11 protein-coding genes are annotated in these 11,545 nt (G+C 65.2%); 6 read left to right on the top strand and 5 right to left on the bottom strand.

Translation table 11 applies throughout. The annotated features are described in order from the left end of the window. Positions 1–73 precede the first annotated feature (73 nt). Positions 74–862: an iron-containing redox enzyme family protein gene (locus tag MJ122_RS01880; protein ID WP_088416665.1), complete on the top strand. Its 789-nt coding sequence runs from the start codon at positions 74–76 to the stop codon at positions 860–862. A gap of 234 nt (positions 863–1,096) precedes the next feature. Here the strand turns inward: MJ122_RS01880 and MJ122_RS01875 are convergent, their stop codons facing one another. From MJ122_RS01875 to MJ122_RS01865, 3 genes are all read right to left on the bottom strand, one after another. Next, positions 1,097–2,053 carry a zinc-binding alcohol dehydrogenase family protein gene (locus tag MJ122_RS01875; RefSeq protein ID WP_088416666.1) on the bottom strand — a complete coding sequence of 319 codons (957 nt, stop codon included), beginning with the start codon at positions 2,051–2,053 and terminating at the stop codon, positions 1,097–1,099. Between the two features lie 36 nt (positions 2,054–2,089). Further along, positions 2,090–2,251, bottom strand: a complete 162-nt coding sequence (locus MJ122_RS01870) for a DUF1427 family protein (RefSeq protein WP_081754002.1) — start codon at positions 2,249–2,251, stop codon at positions 2,090–2,092. A 674-nt stretch (positions 2,252–2,925) separates the two neighbouring features. Further along, positions 2,926–3,693, bottom strand: a complete 768-nt coding sequence (locus MJ122_RS01865) for a helix-turn-helix transcriptional regulator (RefSeq protein WP_239742788.1) — start codon at positions 3,691–3,693, stop codon at positions 2,926–2,928. Positions 3,694–4,005: 312 nt separating this feature from the next. Here MJ122_RS01865 and hppD point away from each other — a divergent pair, with 312 nt between their 5' ends. The 4 genes from hppD to MJ122_RS01845 all read left to right on the top strand — a co-directional run bounded on the left by hppD (position 4,006) and on the right by MJ122_RS01845 (position 7,780). Beyond that, complete coding sequence (hppD, locus tag MJ122_RS01860) at positions 4,006–5,088, top strand: 4-hydroxyphenylpyruvate dioxygenase (RefSeq protein ID WP_017517669.1); 1,083 nt, start codon at positions 4,006–4,008, stop codon at positions 5,086–5,088. 52 nt (positions 5,089–5,140) lie between these two features. Continuing rightward, entirely contained in the window at positions 5,141–5,782 is a 642-nt protein-coding gene (maiA, locus tag MJ122_RS01855; RefSeq protein ID WP_239741991.1) for a maleylacetoacetate isomerase, read from the top strand. A 112-nt stretch (positions 5,783–5,894) separates the two neighbouring features. Continuing rightward, positions 5,895–7,310 (top strand): amino acid permease, encoded by a 1,416-nt coding sequence (locus MJ122_RS01850; RefSeq protein WP_239741989.1) that lies wholly within the window; start codon positions 5,895–5,897, stop codon positions 7,308–7,310. Between the two features lie 92 nt (positions 7,311–7,402). Next, entirely contained in the window at positions 7,403–7,780 is a 378-nt protein-coding gene (locus MJ122_RS01845) for an MliC family protein (RefSeq protein ID WP_088416671.1), read from the top strand. A 182-nt stretch (positions 7,781–7,962) separates the two neighbouring features. On the opposite strand, the gene MJ122_RS01840 is transcribed toward MJ122_RS01845, so the two are convergent. Beyond that, positions 7,963–8,757 carry a nucleoside-binding protein gene (locus MJ122_RS01840; protein ID WP_239742786.1) on the bottom strand — a complete coding sequence of 265 codons (795 nt, stop codon included), beginning with the start codon at positions 8,755–8,757 and terminating at the stop codon, positions 7,963–7,965. 373 nt (positions 8,758–9,130) lie between these two features. On the opposite strand from MJ122_RS01840, the gene arfB reads away from it, so the two are divergent. Then, on the top strand, positions 9,131–9,544 hold the full coding sequence (gene arfB / locus MJ122_RS01835) for an alternative ribosome rescue aminoacyl-tRNA hydrolase ArfB (protein ID WP_239741987.1): 414 nt from the start codon (positions 9,131–9,133) through the stop codon (positions 9,542–9,544). A 217-nt stretch (positions 9,545–9,761) separates the two neighbouring features. Here arfB and MJ122_RS01830 read toward each other — a convergent pair whose 3' ends face one another. Then, positions 9,762–11,459, bottom strand: a complete 1,698-nt coding sequence (locus MJ122_RS01830; protein WP_239741985.1) for a lactate permease LctP family transporter — start codon at positions 11,457–11,459, stop codon at positions 9,762–9,764. Between the last annotated feature and the right edge of the window lie 86 nt (positions 11,460–11,545).

Genomic DNA, 11,545 nt, shown 5'->3' with positions numbered 1-11,545 from the left:
GGAGCCGTGAGAGGACTAACCTGAGGCCAGATTTACCGGTGCTTGCATGGATCGACCAGCAACGGAGCCTTGGATGAACGACACCTTTGTTCGCAGTGGGCCGCTCAAGGAGCTTTCCAGCTATCCGCAATGGGCCCAGCGCCTGGTGCAGGAGTGCGAGGCCAGCCGTCTGGCGGTGGTCGAACACCCCCTCTACGCGCGCATGCGCGACGGCCAATTGAGCCGTCAGACCATGCGCGCCTTCCTGGTCGGCGGCTGGCAGGTGGTCGAGCAGTTCCCCCTGTACATGTCCCACAACCTGCTCAAGACGCGCTTCGGCCGCAGCCCCGGCGAAGACATGGCGCGGCGCTGGCTGATGCGCAACATCCGCGTCGAGCTCAACCATGCCGACTACTGGGTGCGCTGGGCCGAGGCCTACGGCGTGACCCTGGCCGAGCTCAAGGCGCAACTGGTCCCCGCCGAGCTCCACGCGCTCGGGCACTGGTGCTGGCACAGTTGCGCCACCGAAGAGCTGGCGCTGGCCATGGCGGCCACCAACTACGCCATCGAAGGCGCCACCGGCGACTGGTCGGCGCTGGTCTGCTCCACCGATACCTACGAACGCACCCTGCCGGCTGGCAGCCGCAAGGACGCCATGCGCTGGCTGAAGATGCATGCCCGCTACGACGACGATCATCCCTGGGAAGCCCTGGAGATCATCTGCACCCTTTGCGGTCCGCAGCTCGCCATGCCGCGTTGCCTGCAGCTGCGCGAGGCGATCTGCAAGAGCTACGGCTACATGCGCCTGTTCCTCGACCAGTGCCTGGCGCTGGAGCAGGTGCAGGGGGACGTGAAGCGGGGGCCGATGCAGATAGCGGGGTAGGATTTTCGGCTTTCGTGCGATGGTTGGCGCGGGAGCGGGAGGCCCTCTCCCCAACCCTCTCCCTGAAGGGAGAGGGGGCAGGTCGGCGTGACGGTTTTGGGTCTTGGCGCTCGCCGGAAACTCGCGCAGTGTATACAGGATGGTGACGCCTTCGCTGGCCTGCTCGGATGACGCCCTCTCCCTTACAGGGAGAGGGCGGGGGAGCGGGGTTCTCCGGCAACTTCAATACCATCCTCACGGCACGAGAATGATCTTCTCGCTGCTGCCTTCGTTGATCTCGTGATAACGCTGCACGCCTTCGCTCAGTGGCACTTCGTGCAGGCCGGTGGGCAGCGGCAGCCGGCCGTCGTCGAACCACTGGCCGAACTGGCGGAGCATCGCCGCGCAGGCGACCGTGTCGTACAGCAGCGAGTTCACTCCCACCACCGAGCCGCCGCGGCGATACAGCGCCAGGGCCGGCAGTTGCACGTGGCCATCCACCGGTGCGGCGATGATGGCGATGCGGCCGAAGGTCGCCAGGGCGGAGACGGCTGCGGGCAGCCAGAAACCGGTGGTGTCGAAGATCACCTCGGCGCCACCGGCGAAGTGCTCTTCCACCTGCGCCGCCAGGGTGTCCGCCGAGCCCAGCAGAATGCTCGGTACGCTTTGGGCCTGCAGTTCCACCTGCGACTCGGCACGACGCACCGCGCCCAGCACCTGCGCGCCACGGGCCTTGGCCAGGGAAATGGCCGCCGCGCCGACAGCGCCGGAACCGATCACCAGCAGGCGGGTACCGGCACCGACCTGGCTGCGCTCCAGCGCGTCCCAGGCGGTGGTGAAGGGTACGCCGCAGCTGGCAGCCTGGGCGAAACTCATGCGCTCGGGCATCAGCGCCACACCGCCGACCGGCACGCTCATCAGCTGGGCGTGGCTGCCGTTGCGGGTGAAGCCCAGGGCCTTGCCGGTGCCCCAGACGGATTTGCCCAGCAGTTCGGCCGGGCCTTTTACCACGGTGCCGGCGAAGTCGCGGCCCGGCACACGTGGCAGGGTGGTGTAGGGGAAGCGTCCGAGGACGTTCTTCACGTCGCTGGGGTTCAGGCCGGCGGCGTGGACTTCCACCAGTACTTCATCGGTGGCGGGCAGCGGGTCGGCGATGTCGGTGAAGCTCAGGGCGGCGAGGTCGCCGGTGCGGTCGAATTGCAGGGCTTTCATGTTCGGGTCCTTGGCAATCAGTGGTAGATGAGGAAATCAGTGGAACCAGCGAGTCAGCAGCGGCAGGGCGTTCTCGCCGATCTGCATGCCCAGCAGGCCGACCAGCGCCACCAGGGGCGGCGCTGGCGAGCGGAAGTCGAGGAAGTGGTAGGCGAGGCCGACGGCGATGCCGATGGCCAGGGAGATCAGGTAACTCATGGTGTCCTCCGTGGATGGTTCCGGCGGCTGGCGGGAATGGAGCCAGTCTAGGAGCCGCGTCTTGGCGCCGCCGGTCATTGGCTTCGGAATATCGGACAGATGATGGACAGGGTATTGGAGGAGCGTGCCGGCCCCCGAGAAGGCTGAGGCCCGATCGTAGGGTGCATAACGCGCCAGCGTTATCCGCTGCGAGGTAATCAGCGCATAACCCGTTCCGGGTAATGCGGCCTACGGTCCTGCGTTGGCTTGAGGTTTTCAGCGCCGCGACGGCTTGCGCGCAAATTCAGTGTTTCGCCCCCTCGGGCGACCTTCTTTGGCAAACGACCCAAAGAAGGCAAAGGTCTTGCCCCGGACATCCGGTTTTTCGCTTAGGCGAAAAATCCCCTCGTTGAATCGAAGTTTCAGGGGCACGCTGCGGAGGGCCATCCCTGGCCCATCGCAGCTCTCGCGACATCCATGTCGCTCAACCCCTGAAACTCCAATTCAACGAGGCCTTCTGAACGGGGCATTCGGGAGCGCCTGGATGTTTCTCTGGAAGTCTTCTAGAAGCCGGAGCCGGAGCCGGAGCCGGAGCGTGGAGCACGCTTTTCCTGTAGGAGCGAGCTTGCTCGCGAACCCGCAAGGCACGGTGCAATGCCGTTCGCGAGCAAGCTCGCTCCTAAGAAAGGCCCGGCCTACCGGACGCAGTATTCCGAAGGCGTCACGCCCAGCTCACGGCGGAACATCTCGCTGAAACTTCCCGGCTGATACCCCAGCCCATGGGCGATCTGGCTCACCGCGAAGCCCTCGTTGAGTTGCGCCACCGCCGTAGCCAGTTGCACCTGCCGCCGCCATTGTGCGAAGCCCATGCCCAGGCTGCGCTGGAACAGGCGGGCGAGGGTGCGCACGCTGGCGCCGGCGTCGGCGGCGTGCTGCTCGAAGGAAATCTCCTGGCTCGGCTCGGCCATCACCGCCAGGCACAGGTTCAGCAGGCGGCGGTCGGAGTCGTCCGGCAACGGCACGCGCAACAGCAGGCTGCGGGCGCGTTGCAGCTCCAGCACGGCCAGTTGCGACAGCGCCTGGTAATACTCGGTGTCCGGTTCTCGCTCGTGCTCCACCAGCTTGACGATCAGCTCGCGCAGCAGCCCGCCCACTTCGAACGCCTGCACTTGCTCACCGAGCGTGTCCGCCGTCCCCGGCCGCAGGTAGATGTTGCGCATCTGCAGTTCGCTGACCACACGGATGCCATGGGGCACCTGCGGCGGCAGCCAGACGGCGCGATTGGGCGGCACCAGCAAGGCTTCGGAAGGCGTCTCCAGCCACATCACCCCGGACATGGCGTAGAGCACCTGCCCCCAGTCGTGGGAGTGCGGCTCGATGTGCAGGCCGCGCGGGTAGCTGCGGGCCAGGGCGCGCAGGGAGGCCGGGGTGGCGGCGAAATCGGGGGGAGCGGCGCGGGCCATGGTACGGGCGACAGTCGATTCGGGCAGGGAGATGGGCCGCATGGTAGCCGCCGCACGGCCCTCTGACGAGAGCGCGGCACTCGCGCTGGCAGGCTGGCGCACCGCCTTGTCACGAAATCTTTACGGTGCGGCGGCATGCCGCACGGAGCTTTGGCTCTCGTAACGATTTCTTGCCGGGCCAACCTCGCAGACAGGCCGCAAAACGGCGGCACCCGTCTTGTTCCAGAGCTGCGCGACAGATGAGATGAAGGCATTCCAGACGCCTGGACGGCCCCGCGCCGAGCCAGCCGATAACGACAACGAGGAGGCCGGATGAACGCCGTGACCAAGATCGAGCAACACAACCCCATCGGCACCGACGGCTTCGAGTTCGTCGAATTCACCGCCCCCGACGCCCAGGGCATCGAGCAACTGCGCCAGCTGTTCACCGGCATGGGCTTCACCGAGACTGCCAAGCACCGCTCCAAGGAAGTCTTCCTGTTCCAGCAGAACGACATCAACATCGTGCTCAACGGCAGCCCCACCGGCCACGTACACGAGTTCGCCAAGAAGCACGGCCCGAGCGCCTGTGCCATGGCCTTCCGGGTGAAGAACGCCGCCCAGGCCGCCGCCTACGTCGAATCCCAGGGCGCCAAGCTGGTGGGCAGCCACGCCAACTTCGGCGAGCTGAACATCCCCTGCGTCGAAGGCATCGGCGGCTCGCTGCTGTATCTCGTCGACCGCTATGGCGACAAGAGCATCTATGACGTCGACTTCGAGTTCATCGAGGGCCGCAGCGCCAATGACAATGCCGTCGGCCTGCTGTGCATCGACCACCTGACCCACAACGTCAAGCGCGGCCAGATGGATGTCTGGTCCGGCTTCTACGAGCGCATCGCCAACTTCCGCGAGATCCGCTACTTCGACATCGAAGGCAAGCTCACCGGGCTGCTGTCCCGCGCCATGACTGCGCCCTGCGGCAAGATCCGCATCCCGATCAACGAGTCGGCGGACGACAAGTCGCAGATCGAGGAATTCATCCGCGAATACCACGGCGAAGGCATCCAGCACATCGCCCTCACCACCGACGACATCTACGCCACCGTGCGCCAGCTGCGCGCCAATGGCGTGGACTTCATGAGCACCCCGGACACCTACTACGCCAAGGTCGACACCCGCGTCGCCGGTCACGGCGAGCCGCTGGAGCAGCTGCGCGAACTGAACATCCTCATCGACGGCGCGCCGGGCGACGACGGCATCCTGCTGCAGATCTTCACCAACACGGTGATCGGCCCGATCTTCTTCGAAATCATCCAGCGCAAGGGCAACCAGGGCTTCGGCGAGGGCAACTTCAAGGCCCTGTTCGAATCCATCGAGGAAGACCAGATTCGCCGTGGCGTGATCTCCGACCAGTAACTCGCTTGCCGGGCGACCGCGCGCATAGCGTGGCCGCCTGCGGAGAACCGCCATGCTCACCCTGTATTCCTACTGGCGCTCCAGCGCCGCGTACCGCGTGCGCATCGCGCTGGGCCTGAAGGGCCTGGCCTATCGCCAGGTGCCGGTGCACCTGGTGAAGGACGGCGGCCAGCAGCACGCCGCCGACTACAAGGCGCTCAACCCGCAGGAGCTGGTGCCGTTGCTGGTGGAGGGTGATGTGCGCATTGCCCAGTCCCTGGCGATCCTCGAGTACCTCGATGAAACCCATCCGCAACCCGGCCTGCTGCCGCGCGATCCGCTGCAGCGTGCCCAGGTCCGCGCGTTGTCCCTGCATATCGCCTGCGACATCCACCCGCTGAACAACCTGCGCGTGCTGCAGTACCTCAGCGGCCCGCTGGGTGTGGCGGACGAGACGAAGAATGCCTGGATTCGCCATTGGGTCGAGACCGGCCTGCGGGCGGTGGAAGAGGGCGTCGCCAACTGGACCGGCCCGCTGTCCCTTGGTGAGCGCCCCGGTTACTTCGAGGCCTGCCTGATTCCCCAGCTGTACAACGCACGTCGCTTCGATTGCGACCTCTCCGATTGTCCACGCCTGCTCGCCATCGCCGCGCGCTGCGAGGCCCTCGAAGCCTTCCAGCAGGCCGCCCCGGAGGTGCAGCCCGACGCCCAGTAATCCATCAGATCAGCCTGCTCGTTCCACCGCTCTTTAGCCTTGCCTTGCCCGCACCGCCCAGCCACGAGCCGGGCGGCCGATTCCCGTCACAGATAAAAACAACAGGTGACGCATGACGCGTGAAACTCAACACGCAGGCCAGCTCCAGCGCGGCCTGAAGAATCGCCATATCCAGCTGATCGCCCTGGGCGGCGCCATCGGTACCGGGCTGTTCCTCGGTTCGGCCGGGGTGCTCAAGTCCGCCGGGCCCTCGATGATCCTCGGCTACGCCATCGCCGGCTTCATCGCCTTCCTGATCATGCGCCAGCTCGGCGAGATGATCGTAGAAGAGCCCGTCGCCGGCTCCTTCAGCCACTTCGCGCACAAGTACTGGGGCGGCTTTGCCGGCTTCCTCTCGGGGTGGAACTGCTGGGTGCTGTACATCCTGGTGGGCATGTCGGAGCTCACGGCGGTGGGCAAGTACATCCACTACTGGTGGCCGGAGGTGCCGACCTGGGCCACCGCCGCGCTGTTCTTCCTCGTGGTCAACGCGATCAACCTGTTCAACGTGAAGGCCTTCGGCGAGGCGGAGTTCTGGTTCGCCATCATCAAGGTCGCCGCCATCGTCGGCATGATCGCCCTGGGCTGCTACCTGCTGGCCAGCGGCACCGGCGGCGAGCAGGCGGCGGTGAGCAACCTGTGGGCCCACGGCGGCTTCTTCCCCAACGGCATCAGCGGGCTGGTGATGGCCATGGCGATCATCATGTTTTCCTTCGGCGGGCTGGAGATGCTCGGCTTCACCGCCGCCGAGGCCGACCAGCCGAAAACGGTGATCCCCAAGGCGATCAATCAGGTCATCTACCGCATTTTGATCTTCTACATCGGCGCGCTCACCGTGCTGCTTTCGCTGACGCCGTGGGACAGCCTGCTGCAGACCCTCAGTGCGTCCGGCGACTCCTACAGCGGCAGCCCGTTCGTGCAGATCTTCTCGATGATCGGCAACAGCACCGCGGCCCACGTCCTCAACTTCGTGGTGCTCACGGCAGCGCTGTCGGTCTACAACAGTGGCACCTACTGCAACGGCCGCATGCTGGTCGGCCTGGCGGAGCAGGGCGATGCGCCGCGCGCGCTGGCCAAGGTGGACAGCCGTGGTGTGCCGGTGCGTTCACTGATGGTCTCGGCGGCGGTGACCTTCCTTGCCGTGCTGGTGAACTACCTGGTGCCCGCCCGCGCCCTGGAGCTGTTGATGTCCCTGGTGGTGGCCGCGCTGGTGATCAACTGGGCGATGATCAGCCTGGCGCACCTGAAGTTCCGTGCACGCATGGACGCCGACGGCAAGCGCACCGCCTTCCGCGCCGTGGCTTATCCGACGGCCAACTGGCTGTGCCTGGGCTTCGTGGTGTTCATCCTCGGCGTCATGCTGCTCACCCCGGGCATCCAGGTGTCGGTCTACGCGATTCCCGTCTGGCTGCTGGTGATGTACGGCTGCTATCGCCTCAAGCGCCAGGGCGAGGTGCGTAGCGAAGTGCGGACGGCGTTGGCGGACTGAGGCGCCCGACTTTGAGACGGGCCGCCCGAGATTGACCGTGCGGCCCGACCTTTCCTAGAGTGACCGGGCCATTTTTCGTCAGAGGGATACTCATGAAAAAAGCACTTTGGCTGCTTGCCGCGGCCGTGCCGGTCCTCCTCGCCGCCTGCGGTGGCGAAGAGCAGAAAGCCCCCCAGGTCGATGCGCTGGTCCTGCCCGGTGACGCCAAGCTGGATTCGCGCAGCGTCTCGTACAAGTGCGAGGACGGCCGCAAGATCAGCGTGCAGTACCTGAACAAGGGCGACAACAGCCTGGCCGTGGTGCCGGTGACCGACGCCTCGACCCTGGTCTTCGCCAACGTCATCTCCGCCTCCGGCGCTAAATACGCTGCCGGCCAGTACATCTGGTGGACCAAGGGCGAAGACGCGACCCTGTACAAGGATTGGAAAGGCGGCGAACCCGCCGACGGCGTGGCCTGCAAGGAGAGCTGATTCTTCTTGAGGCGCCCCCATGAAAAAGCCCGGCAGATGCCGGGCTTTTTCATGGGTATGCAAATCCGCGTCGATGCCGGGAGCACCCGTAGGATGGCGTGGAGCGCAGCGATACCCATCACCAACTGCGTGGTATCGGCGATGGGTATCGCAAGCTCCCCCATCCTCCGTTGAACCCTCGCTCAGAAGGTGAACTCCAGATTCACCGTCGGCGTCGAGGTACGCGTACCGCGTCCACCGTCCACGCCGAACTTGTTGTGCCAGTACTCGTAGCCCACGCCCAGCCACAGGTTCGGCTGGCGCTTGGTGCCCGGCAGGGTGGCGAACATCAGCGAGGTGCGGATCAGCGTTTCCGGAGCGGTGTCGTTGTCGTTGTAGTCCTCGCCCTTTTCCCCGGTGTAGTTCAGGAAGCCCTGGAACTTCGCTCCGTGGTCGCCCAGCTGGAAGGGCCGCAGCCAGGTCAGGTTGACCATGTAGGTGGCGTCGAAGGTGTGGTCCGGATGCTTCACGTTGGGGATGCCGGAGTGATTCTTCTCGCGGTAGTAGAACAGCGAGAGGTCCAGTACGCCGGGGCCGTTGAACTTGAGGGTGGGGCCGAACACCAGCGCGCGTTTCTTCGCCGAACCGAGGTTGTTGTTGCGGCTGGCGTCGAAGCCGAAGGTGAAGGCGTGGTCCTTCACCAGTCCCTTGCCCTGCGGCAGGTCGAACACCCGCGAGGCGTACAGCTGGCTGCGGAATACTCCGTAGACCTCGCTGCTGCCGCTGTCGGTGCCCTTGCGCGGGTCATCGCTGTCGGACTGCAGCACGTCGAGGTGGAAGAAGTTGCTGCCGTAGCGGTAACCGTCGGCATGGCTGAAGCTGAAGATGCGCTTGCTGATGTCGTGCGGGTTGTTCGGGTTGGTGAAGCCCTTGCCGTAGCGGAAGCCCAGCGTGTTGCTGGTCCACTCGAAGAAGCGATCGTCGTCGGCCTGCGCCATCCCCAGCGGGGCGAGCACCAGCGCGGTACCGAGGGCGAACCGGCGGCCGGTGCTCAGGCGGCGGCTGGAACGCGGTTGGGGGCGGGCGGCGCCAAGGGCCGTCGTCGCGGAAGAAACCATGCTGCACCTCTGTTCTTGTTTTTTTGGTTCTGGGGGCTTCGGGGCCGGCGTCCCGCAGGGTGAACTGCGGTCGGTGACAAGGCTGGGTTCTAATGGTGAATTGATGACATTGCAAGAAAAACTTGTACACAAATTCGTATACAAAAATTGACGTGAAAGTCAGGAACGGACGCGCCGGCGCGAACTAGATGGCTTGGGACAGGTGCGGTGGTGCAGGGTATCCTGATGATCATTTCCTCCATGAATCTTCACCATGCTGCAGATTTCCAACTCCGTGCAGATCCCCGATGCCGAGATCGAGCTGAACGCCATCCGTGCCCAGGGCGCTGGCGGGCAGAACGTCAACAAGGTGTCCAGCGCGATGCACCTGCGCTTCGACGTGCGCGCCTCATCGCTGCCGGAGTTCTACAAGGAACGCCTGCTGGCGCTGAGCGATCAGCGCATCACCAGTGACGGTGTGGTGGTGATCAAGGCGCAGCAGTACCGCACCCAGGAACAGAACCGCGAGGATGCGCTGAACCGCCTGGCGGAGCTGATCCGCAGCGTGGCGAAGGTGGAGAAGAAGCGCCGCCCGACCAAGCCGACGCTGGGTTCGAAGACGCGCCGGCTGGAGGGCAAGAGCAAGCGTGGGGCGATCAAGGCGGGGCGGGGGAAGGTGGATTTCTGATCCGTTGATTTGGCTGGATACTGGTGCTCGGGCGATTCCCTCTCCCTGAAGGGAGAGGGAGTTTCCGAGTCTCCTCAAGCATGGGCGGGTGCTGAAAATTGGGTGTTATCGGCTGACACCCTGCGTTCATCCGAGTCACCGAACCAGTCCCCTCTCCCTTCAGGGAGAGGGTCAGGGAGAGGAGTTCTTGCGCTAGCAGGAGCTGCATCGCCGTGCGTCAGTGCACCAGCATCCCGGTGAACACATAGGCCTGCGCCAGGGTGATCAGCCCGATGAACGCGGCGAAGATCAGGCTGTGCTTGACCGTGAAGCGGAACAGGTCCGACTCGCGTCCGACCATCCCGGTGGCCGCGCAGGCCACGGCGATGGACTGCGGCGAGATCATCTTGCCGGTCACCCCGCCGGTGGTGTTGGCCGCCACCAGCAGCGTATCGCTGACTCCGAGCTGGTGTGCGGTGGTCGCCTGCAAGGAGCCGAACAGCGCGTTGGACGAGGTGTCCGATCCGGTCAGGAATACTCCCAGCCAGCCAAGGAAGGGCGAGAAGAATGGGAAGGCCGCGCCGGTGCCCGCCAGCACCAGCGCCAGCGTCGTGGACATCCCCGAGTAGTTGGTGACGAAGGCGAAGGCCAGCACCATGCCAATGGTCAGCACCGGCCACTTCAGCTCCTTCAGCGTTTCGCCGAAGGTTGCAGCGCCGCTCTTCACGCCGATGCGCAGGATGGCCATGGAGATCAGCGCCGCGAGGAAGATCGCCGTGCCACTGGCCGACACCAGGTCGAACTTGTAGATCGCCGGCATGGGCGTCGCGTTGGCGACGATGGGTGCAGCCTTGAGTACCAACTGATCGAGGTAGGGCACCGGGATTACCGCCACCCAGCTTTCCAGCGCACCGCCGGGCAGGAACATTGCCTTGAACGGCTTCATCGTCCAGATCGTCACCAGCACGGTGAGAATCAGGAAGGGCGACCAGGCCTTGAAGATCTGCGCGAAGCTGTACTGCGATTCCCGGCGCTGCCCGCCACCGCCACCCCCACCGACGCTGCCCAGCGTCGCAGTGCCATCGGCGTTGATGCTGGAGAACTCCGTCTCACGCACGTTCGCCGGCTGCCATACGCGCAGGAACAGCGTCAGGCAGACCATGCTCAGCAGCGCCGAGGTGATGTCCGGCAGCTCCGGGCCGATGAAGTTGGAGGTGAGGAACTGGCTGATCGCGAAGGTGCCGCCGGCCACCAGCAGCGCCGGCCAAGTTTCGCGCACTCCGCGCCAGCCGTCCATCATCGCCACCAGCCAGAAGGGCACGATCACCGACAGGATCGGCAGTTGTCGCCCGGCCATGGCGCCGATCTTGAACGCGTCCACCCCCGATACCTGCCCGGCGACTATGATCGGGATGCCCAGCGCGCCGAAGGCCACCGGCGCGGTGTTGGCGATCAGGCACAGCCCCGCCGCGTACAGCGGGTTGAAACCCAGCCCGACCAGCAGCGCCGCGGTGATCGCCACCGGCGCGCCGAAGCCTGCCGCACCCTCGAGGAAGGCGCCGAAGGAGAAACCGATCAACACCACCTGCAGGCGCTGGTCGACGGTGATCGACAGCACCGAGCTGCGGATGATCTCGAACTGGCCGCTCTTCACCGTCAGCTTGTAGAGGAATACTGCCGCGACGATGATCCAGGCGATCGGCCAGAGCCCGTAGAAGAAGCCGTAGACCGCCGAAGCCAGCGCCTTGTCCACCGGCATGTGGTAGACCGTCACGGCGATCAGCAGCGACAGCACCAGGGTGATGGCGCCGGCGACGTGGCCCTTGAGGCGGAACACCGCCAGGGCGAGGAAGAAGAAGATGATCGGTACCAGGGCCGCCAGGGCCGACAGGCCGAGGCTGCCCAGGGGGGTATAGAGCTGCTGCCAGGTTTGCATGGGGATTGTCCCTTGTTGTTGTCAAAGGCAAAACGTCAGCGGTGGGTAACGCCTTCAGGAGGCGCATGCCTGGGCGGCGCGCGGGC

Source organism: Pseudomonas sp. DP-17, assembly GCF_022380625.1.
Classification (GTDB): Bacteria; Pseudomonadota; Gammaproteobacteria; order Pseudomonadales; family Pseudomonadaceae; genus Pseudomonas; species Pseudomonas nitroreducens_A.
The sequence above is the reverse complement of the archived record's forward strand: the minus strand, read 5'-3'. Positions and strand labels throughout refer to the sequence as shown.